Origin of the sequence: Candidatus Electronema sp. JC, from assembly GCF_048287365.2 — a bacterium.
GTDB lineage: Bacteria > Desulfobacterota > Desulfobulbia > Desulfobulbales > Desulfobulbaceae > Electronema.
In genome coordinates, this window is sequence record NZ_JBLWEM020000069.1 from 1 (window position 1) to 17,372 (window position 17,372).

General features: G+C 59.1%; 20 protein-coding genes. All 20 read right to left on the reverse strand.

Annotation, left to right across the window (positions count from 1 at the left end; translation table 11 throughout):
* Window positions 1-182 precede the first annotated feature (182 nt).
* A complete protein-coding gene (gene recC / locus ACNKH3_RS11795) occupies window positions 183-3,320 on the reverse strand; it encodes an exodeoxyribonuclease V subunit gamma (protein WP_417917022.1) in 3,138 nt (1,045 codons plus the stop codon).
* Window positions 3,321-3,357: 37 nt separating this feature from the next.
* On the reverse strand, window positions 3,358-3,651 hold the full coding sequence (locus ACNKH3_RS11800; RefSeq protein WP_420209372.1) for a hypothetical protein: 294 nt from the start codon (window positions 3,649-3,651) through the stop codon (window positions 3,358-3,360).
* Between the two features lie 129 nt (window positions 3,652-3,780).
* On the reverse strand, window positions 3,781-5,136 hold the full coding sequence (locus ACNKH3_RS11805) for a class-II fumarase/aspartase family protein (protein WP_417916140.1): 1,356 nt from the start codon (window positions 5,134-5,136) through the stop codon (window positions 3,781-3,783).
* A 49-nt stretch (window positions 5,137-5,185) separates the two neighbouring features.
* Window positions 5,186-5,428 carry a CopG family transcriptional regulator gene (locus ACNKH3_RS11810; RefSeq protein ID WP_417916141.1) on the reverse strand — a complete coding sequence of 81 codons (243 nt, stop codon included), beginning with the start codon at window positions 5,426-5,428 and terminating at the stop codon, window positions 5,186-5,188.
* 255 nt (window positions 5,429-5,683) lie between these two features.
* Window positions 5,684-6,880, reverse strand: a complete 1,197-nt coding sequence (locus ACNKH3_RS11815; RefSeq protein ID WP_417916142.1) for a Glu/Leu/Phe/Val dehydrogenase dimerization domain-containing protein — start codon at window positions 6,878-6,880, stop codon at window positions 5,684-5,686.
* A gap of 13 nt (window positions 6,881-6,893) precedes the next feature.
* Complete coding sequence (locus ACNKH3_RS11820; RefSeq protein WP_420209373.1) at window positions 6,894-7,445, reverse strand: hypothetical protein; 552 nt, start codon at window positions 7,443-7,445, stop codon at window positions 6,894-6,896.
* 18 nt (window positions 7,446-7,463) lie between these two features.
* Window positions 7,464-8,099, reverse strand: coding sequence for a hypothetical protein (locus ACNKH3_RS11825; RefSeq protein ID WP_420209374.1), 636 nt, complete (start codon window positions 8,097-8,099; stop codon window positions 7,464-7,466).
* A gap of 13 nt (window positions 8,100-8,112) precedes the next feature.
* Window positions 8,113-8,499 carry a diacylglycerol kinase gene (locus ACNKH3_RS11830; protein WP_420209375.1) on the reverse strand — a complete coding sequence of 129 codons (387 nt, stop codon included), beginning with the start codon at window positions 8,497-8,499 and terminating at the stop codon, window positions 8,113-8,115.
* 15 nt (window positions 8,500-8,514) lie between these two features.
* Window positions 8,515-9,381 carry an NAD(P)H-hydrate dehydratase gene (locus tag ACNKH3_RS11835; RefSeq protein ID WP_420209376.1) on the reverse strand — a complete coding sequence of 289 codons (867 nt, stop codon included), beginning with the start codon at window positions 9,379-9,381 and terminating at the stop codon, window positions 8,515-8,517.
* A gap of 2 nt (window positions 9,382-9,383) precedes the next feature.
* Complete coding sequence (locus tag ACNKH3_RS11840; RefSeq protein WP_420209377.1) at window positions 9,384-9,932, reverse strand: DUF3343 domain-containing protein; 549 nt, start codon at window positions 9,930-9,932, stop codon at window positions 9,384-9,386.
* 24 nt (window positions 9,933-9,956) lie between these two features.
* Window positions 9,957-10,436 (reverse strand): DUF3368 domain-containing protein, encoded by a 480-nt coding sequence (locus ACNKH3_RS11845; RefSeq protein WP_420209378.1) that lies wholly within the window; start codon window positions 10,434-10,436, stop codon window positions 9,957-9,959.
* Window positions 10,420-10,695 (reverse strand): UPF0175 family protein, encoded by a 276-nt coding sequence (locus ACNKH3_RS11850; RefSeq protein WP_420209379.1) that lies wholly within the window; start codon window positions 10,693-10,695, stop codon window positions 10,420-10,422. The genes ACNKH3_RS11845 and ACNKH3_RS11850 overlap by 17 nt, the downstream gene beginning before the upstream one ends.
* Window positions 10,692-11,090 (reverse strand): hypothetical protein, encoded by a 399-nt coding sequence (locus ACNKH3_RS11855; RefSeq protein WP_420209380.1) that lies wholly within the window; start codon window positions 11,088-11,090, stop codon window positions 10,692-10,694. Before ACNKH3_RS11855 ends, ACNKH3_RS11850 begins: the two co-directional genes overlap by 4 nt.
* 31 nt (window positions 11,091-11,121) lie before the next feature.
* Window positions 11,122-12,189 (reverse strand): YedE family putative selenium transporter, encoded by a 1,068-nt coding sequence (gene yedE / locus ACNKH3_RS11860; RefSeq protein WP_420209381.1) that lies wholly within the window; start codon window positions 12,187-12,189, stop codon window positions 11,122-11,124.
* 8 nt (window positions 12,190-12,197) lie between these two features.
* Window positions 12,198-12,737 carry a hypothetical protein gene (locus tag ACNKH3_RS11865; RefSeq protein WP_417916233.1) on the reverse strand — a complete coding sequence of 180 codons (540 nt, stop codon included), beginning with the start codon at window positions 12,735-12,737 and terminating at the stop codon, window positions 12,198-12,200.
* Window positions 12,738-12,770: 33 nt separating this feature from the next.
* Entirely contained in the window at window positions 12,771-13,727 is a 957-nt protein-coding gene (locus ACNKH3_RS11870; protein ID WP_420209382.1) for a right-handed parallel beta-helix repeat-containing protein, read from the reverse strand.
* Between the two features lie 20 nt (window positions 13,728-13,747).
* Entirely contained in the window at window positions 13,748-14,674 is a 927-nt protein-coding gene (locus tag ACNKH3_RS11875) for a phosphate/phosphite/phosphonate ABC transporter substrate-binding protein (RefSeq protein WP_417916235.1), read from the reverse strand.
* Window positions 14,675-14,703: 29 nt separating this feature from the next.
* Window positions 14,704-15,198 (reverse strand): tetratricopeptide repeat protein, encoded by a 495-nt coding sequence (locus ACNKH3_RS11880; RefSeq protein ID WP_417916236.1) that lies wholly within the window; start codon window positions 15,196-15,198, stop codon window positions 14,704-14,706.
* An 11-nt stretch (window positions 15,199-15,209) separates the two neighbouring features.
* Window positions 15,210-15,788, reverse strand: coding sequence for a hypothetical protein (locus ACNKH3_RS11885; protein ID WP_417916237.1), 579 nt, complete (start codon window positions 15,786-15,788; stop codon window positions 15,210-15,212).
* Window positions 15,789-15,925: 137 nt separating this feature from the next.
* Window positions 15,926-17,305 (reverse strand): SLC13 family permease, encoded by a 1,380-nt coding sequence (locus ACNKH3_RS11890; RefSeq protein WP_417916238.1) that lies wholly within the window; start codon window positions 17,303-17,305, stop codon window positions 15,926-15,928.
* Between the last annotated feature and the right edge of the window lie 67 nt (window positions 17,306-17,372).

Genomic DNA, 17,372 nt, shown 5'->3' on the forward strand with positions numbered 1-17,372 from the left:
CTTGATTTGCTGACTCCGAAACGCAGAGCCGTCTCTTCAAAGCTCAGACCGTCCTGGTCTTTGATCTCCAAAACCTTCCGTCGAAAATCTATTGAGTATGCCATACTCACAGTGTAGTCATTTTATACTGCTTTGGCTATAAGGTCGCAGACATGACAGATTTGGAGCCGCGCAGGGCTGACTCATTCCCAAGCCGCCGCCAGCCGCGCCGCCAGCTCCTCAAACTGCTCGTCAAAGGGCGCATGGCCGCGCAGGCCGATCTCGTAGGCCGGGTCGTCGCCCTCTCCCTTGCGGCCAAAGGAAGACCGCCAAGCCGCCTGCGCCGACTTGCCTTTCGCCCAAGCCAAGCTACTTTCTGGGTAGAAATGCAGCGGCTGGCGCAGCCCTTCATGAAAATGGCTGATCAGCGCGGCCAGCTCGGCCTGCGGGTCGGCCACCGCCTCCAGCCGCACTGTGCTGTCCTTGCCGACATGCACCGAGCATGGATCCACGCCTTCCGGCTGGAGCAGCAGCAGGGCCAGATGGTGAATCCAGAGCTGGAGCCGGTCTTTGGCCTTGAGATTGGCGGGGCGGAAGGTGACTCTGCCGCAGCGGCAGAGCGAGGTCAGCCGCCCGGTCAGGCGCACGCCGTCAACCGTCAGATTGACCTCGGCAGGCTCGACCGGCTGCCGCAGCAGCGGCTCCACCTTGCCCAGCAGCTCCGCCGCCTCTTCGGTTGACTGCTGATGGAGCAGCGGGCCGAAACCGCCGCCGGGCAGGCCGCCAGCGGCCCGCCAGCGGTGCAGGGGGCAGGCTGTCTCCCTGCCGCCGCGCAGCTCCAGCAGGATTTCCTCGGCAAACTGATAGCGTTGCAGCTGGTCGAGGACAAAGGCTTCGCTCTCCGGCAGCAGCGGCTCATCCGGCAGAGCGGCGCGCAGTCCAAGCCGCTGCTCAAGGAAAAAGCGCACTGGATGCCGCCAGAAACGGACAAGCTGACTGATGTCAATCTGACGGAGGAACTGCTCGGTCTTGGGCAAAGGGCGGCTGACAAAGGCGGGCGGAGTCTGATCAGCAGCGGGCAGCCAGTCCTCCCGGTAGGAGGCGGTGGCCGGATCGCCGCTGAAGCAGCGGCGGCTGAAGGGCTGAAGCGGATGCTCCACAGTCAGCGCATCGGCTGCGGCTTTGCCGTCCGTGGTCCGCCAGCCCCGGTTGATATAGTCACGCAGCTCCGCCGCCGCTGTCGAGAGCGGGCGGGGTTTGTTGTCGCGCAGGTCTCGTCCAGCCCAAGAGACCGCGAAGCAGCTCCGGGCCGAGAGCAGGGCCTCCAGAAAAAGATAGCGGTCGTCGTCGCGGCGGCTGCGGTCGCCTGCTCTCCGCTGACCGGCCATCAGGTCAAAGGCGGGCGGACGCTGCGAGCGCGGGAAGTCGCCGTCGTTCATGCCTAACAGCCAGACCACCTTGAACGGCACCGAGCGCATCGGCACCATGTTGCAGAAGGTGACGCGTCCGGCTAAGAAGGCCTGCCCGCCTGCCGGAGCAGCAAGGAGCTGCTGGAAATGCCGCCGCACCACGCTCAGGCTGAGAGGCTGCTTGAACCCTGCCCGGCGGCAGCTCTCGGCAAAGTCGGCCACAGTCTGGCGGAGCAGGAGCAGGCCCTCCTCGTGCGCGCTGCCGCCGCTGTCCAAGAAGCGTTCGATCAGGCTGAGGAAGATGCCTGACCAGCTCTCCGGCGGCAGCGGGCGGGCGGTCTGGCGGCGCAGGCGGATCAGACTGCGGATGAACTCCGCCAGACTGCCGAGCCAGTCCCCGCCCTCGTGCAGGCCGCCGCTCACCGGCATGATTCCCTGCCACGGCTCCTCCAGCGGCCCGGTCAGGCAGCCGAGCAGCAGCCGGTCCAATCCTGCCTCCCAGGTATGAAAGCCGCTGTCCGCTGCGGCGTTCCTCCGCTCCAGCCCCTGCCGGATTCCTGCCGCCGCAATCCGCGCCCGCAGCACAGGCACGTCCGCCTCAGTCAAACTGAAGCGGGCGAGAATGGCCGGATTCTCCAAGACCGCAGCCAGTTCCGGGGCGGCGCAGCGGCTGCTGACTGTTTGCAGCAGACTGAGGAAGCCCTCGATCACCGGCTGCTCTTCCCGGCGGGACTGATCGGCAATCGACCAAGGGATGCGCAGCCTGCCCTCCGCCGAACCGAACACGCCTGCCACAGCGGCGGCATAGCGGCTGACATCCGGGGCCATGACTAGCACCTCCCCCGGCTTCAAAGCGGGATCAGCGGCGAAGAGATCAAGCAGGCGGTCGTGCAGGACTTGAATCTCCCGCATCTGGCTGTGACAGCAGTGGAAACGGATGGACTGATCCGCCGGATGCAGCGGCAGGGCTTCTGCCGGGCTGCGGTCGCGCAGATCAAGAATATCCCCCTGTATCTGGCCGAGCAGGGTCTCCTGCGGCGGCAGCTCGTAGAGGTCGCGCTCCTCAACCACCGGCTGCGTGTTCATCAGGAGCTGGAAGAATTCACGGCCCAAGCCGCCGAGCGAGGCTAAGAGCGGATTGCCGACGCTGTAATACCGGCTCAGATCATCAACACCCCTGCGCCGCCAGTTCTGCCGCCGCAAAGCGAGCAGCCGCTCCGGCATGATGTCGTCCCACGCCTCGCGGCACGGGCTGAAGTGGAAAATGCGGATGTCAACGTGGCGGCTGATCTGACTGAGCACCTCCAGATACGCAGGCGCGAGCGAGTTGATGCCGAAGATGCAGACCCGCTTGGGCAGGCTTTCGGTGCGCAGGCTGCCCTGCTGTGCCGCAGCGAGGAAACGCTCCAGCACCTCTGCCCGGTGCCTGCCGCCGCCGTCAGTTAGCTGCCGCCAGAGGAGGGCCTGCCAATGCGACTCCTTGCCTTGCTCCCACGCCAGCACCATGTCGTGGCGATAGACCAAATACTGGTCAAAGAGATCAGCGACGCGGCCCGCGAGCTGCCAGCGGCGGCTGCCGTCGCGGTCGTCGCGCAGAAAACCGCTCACCTCCTGCATGGCCGCTTCGTCGGACAGATTGTCCAATGCCGCCATGATCCGCCAGAGCATGGTCTCCTTGCTGAACTCGCGCAGGTCAGGCAGGCCGCCAAGCGTCTTGGCGAAGATGCTCCAGATGAAGGAAGCGGGCAGCGGGAAGGAGATGTTGGCGCAGATGCCGGTCTGCCGGGCGATCTGCTGCGCGAGCCAGCGGGCCATGCCCGGATTCTGCACCACGACGGTCTCCGGCAGGAGCGGACTGCCTGCCGGTTCAGCCAGCGCAGCGCAGAGCGCGGCCAGCAGCTGCTCAAGCCGGTTGGACTGATAGAGGCGCATGAGGGGAAGGAGCTGCTGTCATGCCCGCGTCTGCCGTTCAGACCTTGTTCTTGCCCGGAGTGACCCAGATCGTGCGGCCATCCTCATCCAGCGAATACACCGTGCCGTCATCAAAGATGATGTCCTTGCCGGAAAGAAGGGTGTCAATAATCGCGTCCTTGGCGGCCTGAGTCATTTTTCTCACTTCATCTGGGTCATAATCGGGAAGCAGCCGCACCATTTCCTCTGCGATGTCCTCCATGGTGATCGTCCGTGGCTGCCGCTGCACGGTGATCTTGTCAGCAACGGACGAAGCAGAATCGTTTTTTGGAAAATAAGGAAATGTCGCCATGATGTGTTCTCCGGCAGAAGGAGAGAGGGGATGTTTGAGCAAAACGGATAAATACGAAAGCAGCTTAGACAGCGGAACAGGTTTTGTCAAATGGTTTGCTTCCCTGCGCAAGGGTGCAGGGAAAGCGGTTCACCGCCGCCTGCTGATCGTCTCCACCGTCCTGTCCACCAGATCAACCGCGCTGCCGACGTACTGCTCCGGGCTGTCGAGCGGAGCAAGCTCCTCCTCATGGAACACGCCGCCAAGCTCATTGTCGGCAAGCACGGCCTTTTTCAGGCTGATCTGCTGTTCGGCGGCAGCGGCGGCCAGCGTGTGCAGCTTGTCCATCGCCTTGTTCTTGCCAACAATCTTGCCGAGCCGGAAGAGCAGCCATTCGGTGGCGATCAGGTCTTTCTGACGATGGAGGTTGGCCAGCATCTGCTCAGGCCGGACGATCAGGCCATTGAGAATCTGAAGCAGGGCAGATGCAGATGCGCCGGTATAGATACAAATCTGCGGCATGGCCAGCCATTCTGCCCAGAGGCAGCGCGGATCGCGTTCATGCTCGTGGGCCATGCTCTCAATGACCGTGCCGCTCAACGCCCGCACATGCTTGCTCAAGGCCGCGATGCGCTGGCAGAGCACCGGATTCTGCTTGTGCGGCATGGTGCTGCTGGCTGCTGCGCCGGACAGGGATGGCTCGCGCAGCTCATCCAGCTCAGTCTTCTGGAGCTGATAGATTTCGTTGGCGATCTTTGCTAAGGTCATGGACAGCAGGGCAAAGTCCGAGGCCAGCTCGGCCACACGGTCGCGGGCGGTGTGCCAGGACAGCGGATCGTGTCTCAAACCAAGCAGCTCCATCGTCTCCTTGGCGACTTCGATGCCCTGCTCGCCCAACGCTGCGTATGTGCCGACCGCGCCGCTCAGTTGCCCGCAGCAGACAGTGTCTTGCAGATGCCGCAGCCGCTGTATATGCCGCTGTATCTCCGCTGCCCACACCGCAACCTTCAGGCCGAAGGTGGTCGGCAAAGCCTGCTGACCATGTGTGCGGGCGGCCATCGGTGTGGCCCGGTGCTTGACAGCAAGATCAAGGCAGACCTCTTCCAAGCGCAGCAAATCGCGGAGAATAATCGCCAGCGTCTCTTTCAAAGCCAGAACCTGGCCGGTGTCGAGCACGTCCTGCGTGGTCGCGCCGTAATGGACATACTCGCCCGCGCCATCCGCGCAGGCCCGGCGCAGGCCGCCAAGCAGCGGCACCACCGAGTTGCGGCTCTTGCTATAGCCCTGACGCACGCTGTCGAGATCAAGGCGTTCGAGCTTGGCCTTGCTTTTGATCTCCGCCGCAGCCGCAGCTGGAATCAGGCCGCGCCGACCCTGCGCTTCAGCAAGAGCCGCCTCAAAATCGAGCCAGCGTTGCAGCACGGCGCGCTCGTCAAACAGGGCCTCCAGCTCCGGCGTGCTGAAGACATGCGGGTTGATCTGATAATCAAAGGGATGAACAGGCATGGGAGGAGGGAGTTCGGGTTGAGGAGAGATAGAATCTATCAGCAGCTATTCATTGCCATTTTGCTGCGAGCTTTTCTTTCACAAGTTCTTTTCTTCTGGACGACAGCTCGCCGCAGCCGCTTGCGTATTTGCCAAACAGGTCTTGTCCGATTTCCCAAGCATTGGGCATGACACGTCTGCTGAGATACTCAAGGATGCTGGTGCGGATCAGCTCTGATTTGCTCATGCCGAGATGGTCGGCGGCACGATGCGCAGCCTGCTCCAATTGAGGATCGAGTCGCAATGTGATCATGAAAGCACCTTGGCGGCGGCAGGCGTTGGGCGGGATGCGTCACGCTTTTTCCCTTCATACCCTGACCGGCTGAGAAAGGCAAGGGATACGTAAGGCCGGAGAGAGTCGAACGAGTGTTGGAGAAAATCTGGGACGCTCGTTTGAGATTTTCTCCAACGTACGTTCGAGAATCGGACCTATATACGTTCCAGATTTCCTGCAACGTACGTCCGAGATTTCCCCGAACGTGCGTTGCAGATTCGCCGCCGCGTTCTCTCAAGCTGTTTGGGGATGCAGCTCGCCGTACGGCTTGGTGTCAGGATAGAGCGGGGTCTCGGCGCAGATGCGCAGGGCGGCCTCACGCGGGGAGATGCCCTCATCGCTGCTGCGCTGGAGCAGTTTTTTGACGACCGCGCGGGTCTTGCGGTCAACGTGATTGAGCACGTCCTGCACTGAGGGCGGCTCCTCCGGCCCAAACAGGCCCTGCATGGAGAGCGACCCGCCGCAGCCTGCGACCATATCGGGAATGAGAACAATGCCGCGCTGATGCAGGATAGCCTCGGCCTCGGCGGTCACGGCCAGGTTCGCGCCGGAGACTATGGCCCTGACCTGCATGGTTTCCGCCGCCTGCCGGTCAATCGCCCGCTCAATGGCCGCAGGAATGAAGACATCGCAGGGCAATTCATACACCGCCTCGCGGCGGCCATAAACGCCGCTGGCCGCCTGCTGAGGAATCAGCCCCTTGGCTTGACAGGTGCAGTCGGCACAGACACGGTCGAGCAGGTCGGCGATGTCCAAAGGCGCGCCGTTCTCGCTGATCAGGCTTTTCTCGCAGTCAGCAAGCCCGATGATCGGCACTCCGGCCTGATGCAGGAAATAGGCCGCGCTGGAGGCCAGACTGCCGAAGCCTTGAATGACCACCCGCGCCTGTTCCGCTGGAATTCGCAGGAACTCTAAGGCCGCCAGGCAGGAGGCCGCGACTCCGGCCCCGGAACGCAGTTTGCCCAGCGTGGCATGGCCGACAGGCCGCTTGAGCAGCCGCACCCGCTCCTCGAACTCGGCAGGGCTGAATTCTTGGCACTTGGCGATCACCGCCTTGATCGAGCTGATGCCCAGACGGGCGCAGACCGCATCCAGCTCCGGCATGGTGGTGTTGAGATCAGGCCCCATGGAGTAGCGTTCGAGCAGATACGGCTTGATCGCCCGGATAAAGCGCAGCATAGCCTCCTCTTTGCGTGGGCTGGCGGGATCATAATCAATGCCGCATTTTGCGCCGTCCGCACGGATGCCTGCGATACGCATCTTCAGGGTCATGGTCGCGGCCAAGTCCTCCACCACCTCGCGGCTGAGGCCGCGCTGCACCCGCATCCCGCCTGCGGCCATGCGGTGCGTGAGGGAATCTATCACCAGCCAGCCTTTGAATCCCTCCAGCGGGTCGGTGTATTCGACAGTCAGTTCAGGCTTTTTCTTCATGCCGCTGCGGAGGTCATGCGATCAGGATGGGGGTCTCGGCGTGCAGCTCGCCTTCATAAAAGGCGCGGATGACCGGCTGCTCCGGGTTGACCATGGAGATGATGAAGGAATACATTTTGCTGCCGCGCACCAGCACCGCGTCAAGGCCAGTGGGCGTGTCTCGGAGCGGATCGCCGGGCCAGGGCACCACGTGAATATGGTAGCCGCCGAACATGGTCAGACCTTCGCGCTTGCAGATGTCCATACACTGTTTGAACTCCAGCGGGTCTGTCACCCAGCCGCGCTGGTCCATCGGCGTGGTCGAGGGCACGGCGTGCTGCTCCATCAGCTTGTCCATGAAGCTCTTCAGCGGCTCGACATTGCGGGCGTTCTTCTTGACCGGCAGCGCCTGCCGCACATGCAGCTCGTCGCCCTCGCGCACTCCGGCAAGGATGCCGAAGGCGCGCTTGACCGGACTCTCGCCGGGCAGGAACTCTCCGGCCAGCTTTCTCCGGCAATGGGCGATGATGCTGTCCCAGACGGAACAGGGAAGCCGTATCAGGCGTATTTCGTGCTGCCAGCTCATAATGCGATCAATCTGGTGTTAGTCCGCCTGCAGCATTCCAAGGAGGATGAGAAAGATGTCTTCAATGTCTTCAGGAACTCGATAGGTGTGCAAATCTTTGCAGAGATGCTTTTGTGTTCTGTCCAGCACCGCGAAACGCCACAACTCGCCCATGCTGACTGCGCCGTAGAGCATTGCCATTTCCGCGCAGTGTCCGCTCTGTTCCGTCTCCTGTCTGTCAAGAGCGATCAGCTCGGCGGCAAGCTGGCTGAATCCCCGCTCCAAATCGCCTTTCTTTGCTTCAATGACCACAAGCTGCTGCCGTGAGCAGAGCAGATAATCGAAGGAACCGCTCAACTTATCGTCAACAGCAATCGGGTATTCAACAAATATCTTAGCCTGAGCATGGCGGATGACCTCCCAAAGCACCGGGGCGATCATGAAATCTCTTTTGGCGATTTCCGAAGTTAAAGCTATCTTAGGCAGTATGTCATACAAGAGCTGCCTCATCGCTGCGATATGCACGCGCTCCACGCTGCTGGCTGTCGGCAGCTGCAAGGCCTTCGTTGCAAAGGAATAGCCCAAGGCTTCCGCGATCTCCTCAGTCGGATTGGACAGCTCGAAGTAGTCGCTGAAGGTGTATCTCCTGCCTTCCTGAAAGATCAGTTTGCCCATGATGACGGCGCAGTCAGCGCATGTTGTGCCAAAACGACAGCGATTCCAAGAAAAGCACAATGCCCCAGACCAAAATGCTGATGCCCGCCGCTGCCGCCGCGATGTCCTTGATGATCCCTATCTTCTCGTTCTCCTTCGGCTCAAGGAAATCGCAGAGAGCCTCTATGGTCGTATTGAATATCTCAGCAACCATCATCATCCCGGTTGCCAGAAAGACGATGCTGAAATCAACCCATTGCCGGTACCAGAAGCACCAGAGTAGAATCACGGCGGACAGCACGACCTTGTAGGCGACGGCGAAATCATGCAGCACAGCATACCGCGCACCGGACAAGGCAATGCGCATCTTGCGGAGCGGATGAAAGCCTTGATGGCCGGTGCCGAGAAATTTGTTCCGCATCAGCGAATAGAGGAATTACAGCCCCAGCTCCTTGTGCACCTTCTCCAGCGCCTTGGGCAGGCAGCGCAGGATTTCCTCCACCTGTGTGGCAGGCGTGGGATTCGCCAATTCGCCCGCAGCTCGGTTGACTCGTCCGGCAATGCGACAGGCTAAAAGCGGGCTGCGGCCAGCGTGCATCAGGCCGCTGATCATGCCGGTGATCAAATCACCGGTGCCGCCGATCGGCTCCATTGTCTCAATGCTCGGTTCTCTGATGGTGTCAACAATCTCACCATCTTGGCAGATGTAATCCACTGCCCCTTTGACAAACATGGTCTTGGTGGCGTTGCCGCCCGCGTAGGCCCGGCGGATCAGCTCTGGCACGTCGTCTTCCATATTGAAGATGAAGCCGCGCGTGTAGGCAGGATGATCGGCTTTCTCATCTGCAAGAAAGGTGGCTTCGCCAATATCCGGGGTGAAGACATCATACATCTTGGCATCGCCGCCCGCCTTGGCCACATACATGCTGCCTGCGTCAGCAATCATCAACGGCTTCTCGCTCATGGTGGCAACGGTCGCCAGCACTTTTTTGTTCAGCTTGAGATCAGGCATGACGTAGTGCATGGTCATCACTTTGACCCCCATCGTCGGCAGATTTGCGGCGAGATGATTGTAAATCGCTGTGCTGCCCTCGCGTTTGCCAATGTCGCCCGCCACCATGCCCACTGGCATCTCCACGCCATATTCCTGGCAGATCAGGCTGGCAGCCTTCATCATCGCTTCGTTGCCCCGGTTGATGGGCAGCTCGTGGCCGTCAATCTTGATGCCGCGTTCGCTCAACGAGACCGGGCCGATCAACAGAGGAAGGCGGTCAGCAGGAACCGCGCCGACTAAGAGCAGCATGATTAAACTCCAAGTTCCCGGATCATCTCTTCCCGGGCGGTGTTGAGGGAATAGGCGCAGAGGGAGAAGCCGACCTCGTCTGGGGCCGGGGCCTCGTCTAACCGCTTGCCGATCATGGTTGTGGCGAGATATGGCACGTCCGGGCAGCCGCCGCCGGAGATGTTGACAATGATCTTGGTCTCTGCGTCAACGGTGATTTTCATGTTCGCCGCCCTGACCATCAGATATTTGCTGCCGTACCACTTCTTGCGGACAAAATGCAGCGGCTCCATGCCTTCCGTGGTGATCGGCACCACATCAATCGGATGCAGCTTAGTTGCGTTGAGCAGCTCGGTGATAGCCGCTTCAGCTTCCAGCGGGAATTCCACGCTCAGGTCGCAGCCGGTGCGGTAGGCAGGCGGTGGGCTGACCACCCGGATTTTGTAGCCCTCGTCACGCAGCAGCTCCTCCACCGCGATGACCGTGGTCGGGTGGGCGAAGATCAGCAGGCCGCGCGTGACGTTCTCGTGCTGCGGCTCCTGGGGCTTTTCCTTTTTTTTGAACCAGTTCATGGGAGTTCGGATTTGATTTCTGTGTCAAATTTCATCAGCCAACTCAAGAGCTTTTCTGTACAATTCCTCAGATACTCTTCGATGATTGCGCATAAGCTCATCCAATTCCGGCTTTACTTCTGCAATCAGTTTTTTCTTTTTAGCCTGAAGCAGCACACCGACCGTGCCGATTACTGAAAGACCACGGGATGTGGCAATCTTTCTGCCACGATACTCATCAATCAAAATATCGGCAATATTATTTTCAAGAGCCAGTACAAGAGCTTCCGCCTCGCCGATGTCAAGTTCATCCAGCAGCAGACGAACTGCCAGTGCATTCTGAACTTCTTTGACCCGGTTGCGAGAAAAACGCTTTAACTCCTCAGAATAAGGTTTGCCTTTTTGGGCGATCTCATCATAAACCGCCTTGGGTATCCATATATCGCTGAAAAAATGCTCAAGCAAATGGAGTTTTCTAAGAATTGCCAGCGAAATCAGCGGGGAAGAGTCAGAAACTATGATCATGCTGCAATCGTGTCAATTCCTTTTCTAATTCACAGGCTTCATAATTAATAAAATCTATTCCGTTTTTGTCTATCTCAAGGAGAAAATCATCCCGTGAGATACCAGCAAGCTCGGCAGCCTTGCCAAAGGATAGCTTATGTTTTTTGAATAGATGCAATGCGGCGTACAAACGCAGCTGCATAGTAAATTCAGATATATTCTGGTTCAATGTATTCAGAATATCTTCTTGCACTTCAAAACGTATTTCTGCTGTTTTCATTTCTTTGCACCACATGAAATTAACGCCCTGCATGTAGCATCCCTTAATGGTTTTATTATCTTCAATAAGTTTCGTTCTGGAATATATTCCACATAAATACCATGTCCGACGGCAATTGACTCAAATATATCGTCATCCATTATGGGATAAGAAATAATTATCTTCTCAGGCCATTTACCTGCTAACTGATACCCCTTTATGAGTATCGTTTCTGCATCCTCTGGCGACATAGAAGTTTTCCCTCCTGACAGAGTATTACTAATTGGACGACAACTTGCAGCCTCCATAAGTGCAAAAAAGTTGAATCGACCTTCCTGTGACTCAATGTCATTTATTTTTAATAATATCCATGCTTCGTTAAACCTGAAATCACTTGGTGTGAATTCTGCCTTCATTATGAATGACACGTCAAGTAGATAGAGATATTCACCGCTGTGCGGTGACCTTGCGCTTATACGCCAGCACCACGGTCAAACAGAAGATTAGCCCGGCTAAAGTGGCAATCTTGCCGTTGAATTCTGGGCCAGCCGAGGTGCTGCGGAGCTGCCAGCTCACGACAAAGGCTGCGCCGGTCAGCATTCCGAAGCAGGTCAGGCCTGCGTCCACATCGCCTTGGCCCGCCTTAATGAGCTGGCGGAACGGGCAGCCGTCAACAATCACTGCTGCCAAGCCGACCAGCACCATCGCTAAAAAGCTCCAGAAATTGCTGGGATGTGCGCCGGGCTGATCGTAAAAGCCTATATTGAACTGGCCGCTGACCAGCGAGACCAGCAGGGCCGAGCCAAAGGCGGCGATGATGCCCATGAGCAGGGTTTTTTCCCGAAAAAGGAAGAAGTTGCGCAGGCCGCCGGTGATACAGAGACCGGAACGCTGCGACAGCGCACCGATGAGCAAGCCAATGCCGAGGGAGATCAGCATTGGCGCGTGCTGAGCCGCCGGGCCGGTTGCGCCCTGCTGAATGAAGCCGGGCTGAAGCAAAGCGAAAAGCAGCAGGAGCAGGCCGATGCCGGGCAGAATGTAGCCGTTAATCTGCGGCAGCTCGCGGTCTCGGTCTAAAACCGAACCGGCGCGGATATAGCGGCTGCCGAGCCAGATACCGAACATCATGCCGAGCACGGCGGCAATTGCGGTCAGGTCGCCCGCCGCGAGGCGCAGTATCATCTTGATCGGGCAGCCAATAAACACGCCGCAGCCGACGATCATGAAAAAGCCGAGTAGGAAGCGGATCACCGGCGAGGAGCCGCCTGTGACCCGGAAGCGGCGCATTTTCTTGGCCATCAGGAAGGAGCCGAGGAGAAAGCCGATCAGCTCCGGCCTGATGTAGCTCATGCGGGCGACATTGTGCATCTGGAGCGAACCGGCCAAGTTCTCCAAAAAGCAGGAGATGCAGATGCCGGAGTTGGTCGGGTTGCCAAACAGGGTCAGGATGACCGCGCCCGCGCCGAGGACGATGCCGGTGGTGACAGCGATGTCAGGAGCTTTGAAACGTGCCATGTCGCTTGTTATTCGCAGCCGCCTGCCAGCCGCCGTTTGATGTAGAGCAGCTCGTCAAGGGCCTTTTTGATGCTGGAGTCGCCGGGCTTCAAAGTCTGCTCCCGCAGGAGCTTGGCCTGCGACTCCTCCACATGCGCCTTGATGCCGGTTCCGGCAAAGAGCGGCGATTTTTTGTCAATAAAACCTGGCTCTTTGTCAATGGCCTGCCGGTAGCTGGTCAACGAGTCCGCGATTTCGCCAAGCTCGTACTGAAGCTGCCCCCGCCAGAGCAGCGCGCGGGGGCTGTCAGGATGGGCGGCCTCAATTTCCTTCAGCTTGTCCATGGCCGCGCTGTGCTGCCGCTGCTCGGCCAAGGCGGCCACTTCCTGATACAGCACCTTGTCCTGCGCCAGCTGCTGCGCCAGCCGCCGGAGGTGCTCCGCAGCGGAGACCTCCGAGGCGTTGTTGTCCTGGGCGGTCAGTAGCTGCTGCGCCAGCATGAAGAGCATGACCGCGCTCAGGACGGCCAGCGCGGCCTTGGTGAGCAGTTCCAGCGGATCGATAGTCATTGTCTGGGCAAAGTTCATAACCGTGAGACTATATCAGAGAATGCCTGCTCCGGCAACAGCGGCTGTGTAAAAATTACGCAGGTCAGCCGCGCCCAGCTCGCTGTCGCTGGCTTTGTCCAAGACTTTGGCCCGGATTTTCTGCTCGTCCGCTGTGCCCCACCAGTTGTTGGGGAAGGCCAAATCCTGCTCCTGCCCTTCAAGCATCGAGAGGCTGTAGTCGGCACTGTTGGTGATGTTGTTGTCGCTCAGAAGCATGGCCTTGACCGCATAGAGAATCACGCCCTTGCCGTTGCCGCTGATATTGTTGAAGCGCACCGGCGCGTAGGCGCAGTTTTTGCCATAGACCCCGAAGAACTCGTTCTTGCTGATTTCGTTGCGGAAGACGCTCATGCCGTTGCCGACAATCACGCCGCCGCCGTTCTCGGTGATCAGGTTCTTCAGCACCGGGATGACGCACTTGACCGGATTGTCCTTCAGATTTTTGTTGCCGATGGCGGTGCCGTTGTGCCGCAGCTCGTTGCTGGCCACCACCACCTGCGAGGAGTGGACGTGAACGCCGGTGTCGGCGTGCATGATGACGCAGTGCTCGACGATGTTGCCGACACTGCTGTTGAAGTTCAGGCCGCCCCAGTCGCCGGGCTTGGCTTCTTTTTCCGCGCTGGCAAAGGTGATTTTCTGCTCCTTGGTGCCTTGCGCGTAGAGGGTGCCGCGCACCAAAATCTCAATCCGGGGCAGATGGTTGTACTTGTCGGTGTTCAGCTTTTCCGGCCCGAACGGCTCAATTTTGGCGAAGCGCACCGAAGTTCCGGGCATGATGGTCAGGGTCGCGCCAGCGGCGACTTCGACATCGCCCTTGACTAAAATTTCGCCTGACCACGTGGTGTTCTTGTCGATCACTCCCTTGCTGATCACGGTTTCAGCGGCTGAAGCGGCCTGAAGACCGCAGAGCGTCGCCGCGCCGATCAAAAAGGAGAAAAGTATTTTGTTCATGCTGGATTCTCTCTCGGAAATCAATGCTTGTCGTAAGGGGCCATATTGTTGAGCCGCAGCTTGTCGCGGATGATGTCGTACTCGCTGTCAATCGCCGGATGGAAGCCGTCCAGGCCCATCCGCTTCAGCACCTTCAGCACCTCGCCATCCACCAAAGCGGTCTCGTCCTTCTTCAGATTGAGCAGGATGTTCTTGACCTTCTCCTGCAAGCCTTTGTCCACATGCGCCGCTGCGCCGATGGTGCAGTAAGGCATCTTTTCACTCTCGGCGATGATGTGGTAATCATCGATATTGATGATGTCATCAGCCACCATGCGGTCGAGGTCAATGCGCGGCGCAGCACCGATATCATATTTGCCGTACTCCACGCCGAACATGATCTTGTCATGCTTGAGCGAGCCGGGCGGGATGTCGTAACGGGCAAGGTCGGTTTCCGGGTCAAGGCCGTTCTCCAGCATCATCGAGTACTGGGCCATGTAGCCGAAAGGAGCGAGCGCCGGGCCGAAGAGCAGGGTTTTGCCCTTCATGTCCGCAATGGTTTTGATGCCGCTTTCTTTGCGGGCGATGAGAGTGCCGGTGGCCATGTGGCCATTGCGGCCTTGCATGTCCACGGCGAGGAATTCAGCCTTGTAGCGTTCTTTCAGCAGCACCGCGATTACTGAGTTGACGTGGAAGAAATCAAATTCGTTCTTCTTGGCCAAAGTCTCCACGTCAAAAGTGTTGACCAGAGTCATCTCAATCTTGCGGCCCAGCTTTTCGCTCAGGTAGGCGGTGAAAGGCGCGAAACGCGCCGCTGACAGCGCGCGGCTGTCGCAGATCATGTAGCAGAAGCGGAGGGGCGGCTCTTTGCTCTCCGCTGCTGTCTTGCTGTCTTGGCCGCCGCCGCAGGCTTGAAGGGAAAGCAGCAGGGCTGCGGCGAGCAAAAGGTAGCGCGTGATTTTATTCATTGCCTTCATTCAGATGGAAAAGGGGGAGTTCAGGACTGGCTGATCAGCTTGATCTCGTTCTGGACAGCGGCTGCGCCTTCCGGGCCGGGCGACAGCTCGCCCGCCTTTTTCAGGGCGGCGGCGGCCTGTTCCGGCTTCTGAAGCTGCTCATGGGCCAGCGACAGATGGACGTGGAGCATGGCATCCTTGTCGTTGACCGCCACGGCCCGCTCCAAATATTTCAGGGCCTCTTCTGCCTTTTTCTGCCGGAGCAGAATGATGCCCATGCCGTCCAGCGCGTCGAAATTGTGCGGGTCTTTTTGCAGCACCCCGTCCAGCTCCGCCGCTGCTTCAGCCAGCTTGCCGGTGCGGAAGTAGGCCATCGCCAGGCTGTTTTTGGTCTCCGCGTCGTCCGGGGACATGTAGAGCAGCATTTTGTACTGCATGATCTGCACAGAATCCGGCAAGTTGGATATGTCGCCGTGCGCCGCCGCCGAACCTGCCGACATGGCCAGCAGAAAAAGGGCGATGAGCATGTTCCGCATGAGTGTTCTCCTTAAATCAGCTTTTGAGATTTCAGCAGCTCTTTGGCCGCCGCCGCCGGATCTGCGCCTTTGCTTTTTTCAATCATCTCCTGCACAAAGCTGTCATTGACCATGCCGCTCAGTTTGTTGATCACCCGGTCCAGCACCGGAAATTTGCCCAGCGCCTCGCGGGGCGAGACTGGCACAGCGATAGAGGCTTCAGCCTGATTGGCTGCCGGGCCTTTGAAGGCGAAGGGCTTCAGCCAGACGATGTCTTTGTTTTCCAAGTAGAATTCTTTACCTTTGGCGTAGCCTTCCTGCTCATCCTGCGGCTGATCGCCGCCGATCCCGGCCAGCGCGGGCTTGAGATATTGAATGCAGACATCGGTGGCGCAGGAGCCGTCCGCGCTCTGCTGATTTTCCACCAAAGTGACTGTGGTGCCGGTGCGCTCGTTGATGTAGGTGGCCATGAGCTGCCCTACCGCCTTCTGCTCCGGCGAGCCGTCAATGGTCAGATTGAGTATCCGGCCCACGCAGCTCTGTGCCGGGCTGGCAGCCAGCCCGGTCAGCAGGACTGAGCCTGCCAGCAGTGCCGTCATGTTTTTTGTCATAGTTTCTCCTCGCTTTTTTGGTTGAACGCCGCGCAGATTATGAGCGTATGCTCATAAAACATACTCTGTTTCCGCTGAAAAGGGAAGTCAGGAACGCTGGCTGCGCTGCGGTTATTGTTGAAGGAATAGCATACAGATTAAAGCCAGTCCAGCATTTTCCACCAGAAATAATTGACCGGCAGCAGAACAAAGACGGTGATCAGGGCCAGCGGCAGGCAGATTTTCGCCGCGCTGGAAAGTTTTTCCCCGGCAAGCTGAAGACCTACCACAATGGGCGGGCCTTGGTAGGGCAGCAGCACAGTGGCGAAGCCGACCGCCTGCATCATCAGCAGGGATTCGGTTTTCAGGCCGGTGGCTTGGGCTAGACTGTCGGTGAGCGGAGTGAAGACCGCAGGCACCGCTGGCAGGGTTGTGAGCAGGCCGGTGAAGGCCGAAGCCAAGCTGACCGAAAGATAGTTGGTGAAATCCTGCTGCGGAGCTAACGGCAGCAGCTTGAGCAGCCCGGCGGCGAAGAGGCGGTCCAAGCCGGTCTTGCCGATCATGCCGCCCAGCCCCAAGATGCCAGCGGTGAAGACCAGCGAAGACCAGTTGAGCTTCTGGTTGAACTGCGCCGCGCTGACAATGTCAATGCCAGGCATCATCAGGAAAAAGGCCCCGCCAAGGGCGATCCAGGCCGGGGAAATATGATGCAGGAAATCAGTCATCCAGAGCGCGAGCATGAGCAGCAGCGTGGCCGCCAGAATTTTTTCCTGGCGGCTCAACGGCCCGGCCTTGTCCTGGCTCTGCTCCAGCCGCTCAACGGCTTGGTCGGGATAGAAAAAAATGATCAGCGCGGCGATGATCACCGCCTTGGCCAGCGTCAGCAGCGGAAAATGCAGGAGCAGATACGGGCCGTAGAGGAGCGAAATCTTGTATTTTGTCTCAGCCATGCCCGCCAGCACCACATTCGGCACGTTGGCGGTGAGAATGCCGAAGGCCGGAATGTAGGTGCCGAGAATAACGGCCAGCACGATGCCGGTGCGGCCTTTCGAGCCGGGCTGAAAGCCGAAGTGGTCGGCGATGGCCAAGGCGATGGGCATGAGCAGCACCACCCGGCCCATTGAGGAGGGCATGAGAAAGCTGAACAGCACCACCGCCGCCACCAAGCCGCTGATGATCCTGACATAGCTGCCGTGGAGATGAGCGGCGGCGTGACGGCCAATCCTGCCGCCCAAGCCGGTGGAGCTGATCGCCGCCCCGGCCACCAAGCCGCCGAAGACTAACCAGACCGCCGCCGAGCTGAAGCCGGAGAAGACCACCTCCGGCGGCGCGGCGGAAAAAAGCAGGGCAAGCAGGAAGAAGAGCAGCGCGGTGAGATGCTCAGGAATCAGGGCGGTGGCCCAAAGGCCCAAGGTCAGCAGGGCGATGCCTGCGGCCTTGGCTGCCGCCGGAACCGGCAGGAGCTGAAGCAGGGCAACGCCTGCGACAGAGAGCAGCAGGACAGGAAGCTGAAAATTTTTGCTGGACGGCGCGCTCATAATGATCCCACGCAAAACAGATAAACTGAGCGGAGTGTTACAGTCCGCAGGGTGAAATATTACTACC

What these genes read in the sequence shown, in the direction of transcription:
- recC (WP_417917022.1), bottom strand. Translation starts at nt 3,320, where the DNA reads ATGCGCCTCTATCAGTCCAACCGGCTTGAGCAGCTGCTGGCCGCGCTC.
- ACNKH3_RS11800 (WP_420209372.1), bottom strand. Translation starts at nt 3,651, where the DNA reads ATGGCGACATTTCCTTATTTTCCAAAAAACGATTCTGCTTCGTCCGTT.
- ACNKH3_RS11805 (WP_417916140.1), bottom strand. Translation starts at nt 5,136, where the DNA reads ATGCCTGTTCATCCCTTTGATTATCAGATCAACCCGCATGTCTTCAGC.
- ACNKH3_RS11810 (WP_417916141.1), bottom strand. Translation starts at nt 5,428, where the DNA reads ATGATCACATTGCGACTCGATCCTCAATTGGAGCAGGCTGCGCATCGT.
- ACNKH3_RS11815 (WP_417916142.1), bottom strand. Translation starts at nt 6,880, where the DNA reads ATGAAGAAAAAGCCTGAACTGACTGTCGAATACACCGACCCGCTGGAG.
- ACNKH3_RS11820 (WP_420209373.1), bottom strand. Translation starts at nt 7,445, where the DNA reads ATGAGCTGGCAGCACGAAATACGCCTGATACGGCTTCCCTGTTCCGTC.
- ACNKH3_RS11825 (WP_420209374.1), bottom strand. Translation starts at nt 8,099, where the DNA reads ATGGGCAAACTGATCTTTCAGGAAGGCAGGAGATACACCTTCAGCGAC.
- ACNKH3_RS11830 (WP_420209375.1), bottom strand. Translation starts at nt 8,499, where the DNA reads ATGCGGAACAAATTTCTCGGCACCGGCCATCAAGGCTTTCATCCGCTC.
- ACNKH3_RS11835 (WP_420209376.1), bottom strand. Translation starts at nt 9,381, where the DNA reads ATGCTGCTCTTAGTCGGCGCGGTTCCTGCTGACCGCCTTCCTCTGTTG.
- ACNKH3_RS11840 (WP_420209377.1), bottom strand. Translation starts at nt 9,932, where the DNA reads ATGAACTGGTTCAAAAAAAAGGAAAAGCCCCAGGAGCCGCAGCACGAG.
- ACNKH3_RS11845 (WP_420209378.1), bottom strand. Translation starts at nt 10,436, where the DNA reads ATGATCATAGTTTCTGACTCTTCCCCGCTGATTTCGCTGGCAATTCTT.
- ACNKH3_RS11850 (WP_420209379.1), bottom strand. Translation starts at nt 10,695, where the DNA reads ATGAAAACAGCAGAAATACGTTTTGAAGTGCAAGAAGATATTCTGAAT.
- ACNKH3_RS11855 (WP_420209380.1), bottom strand. Translation starts at nt 11,090, where the DNA reads ATGAAGGCAGAATTCACACCAAGTGATTTCAGGTTTAACGAAGCATGG.
- yedE (WP_420209381.1), bottom strand. Translation starts at nt 12,189, where the DNA reads ATGGCACGTTTCAAAGCTCCTGACATCGCTGTCACCACCGGCATCGTC.
- ACNKH3_RS11865 (WP_417916233.1), bottom strand. Translation starts at nt 12,737, where the DNA reads ATGACTATCGATCCGCTGGAACTGCTCACCAAGGCCGCGCTGGCCGTC.
- ACNKH3_RS11870 (WP_420209382.1), bottom strand. Translation starts at nt 13,727, where the DNA reads ATGAACAAAATACTTTTCTCCTTTTTGATCGGCGCGGCGACGCTCTGC.
- ACNKH3_RS11875 (WP_417916235.1), bottom strand. Translation starts at nt 14,674, where the DNA reads ATGAATAAAATCACGCGCTACCTTTTGCTCGCCGCAGCCCTGCTGCTT.
- ACNKH3_RS11880 (WP_417916236.1), bottom strand. Translation starts at nt 15,198, where the DNA reads ATGCGGAACATGCTCATCGCCCTTTTTCTGCTGGCCATGTCGGCAGGT.
- ACNKH3_RS11885 (WP_417916237.1), bottom strand. Translation starts at nt 15,788, where the DNA reads ATGACAAAAAACATGACGGCACTGCTGGCAGGCTCAGTCCTGCTGACC.
- ACNKH3_RS11890 (WP_417916238.1), bottom strand. Translation starts at nt 17,305, where the DNA reads ATGAGCGCGCCGTCCAGCAAAAATTTTCAGCTTCCTGTCCTGCTGCTC.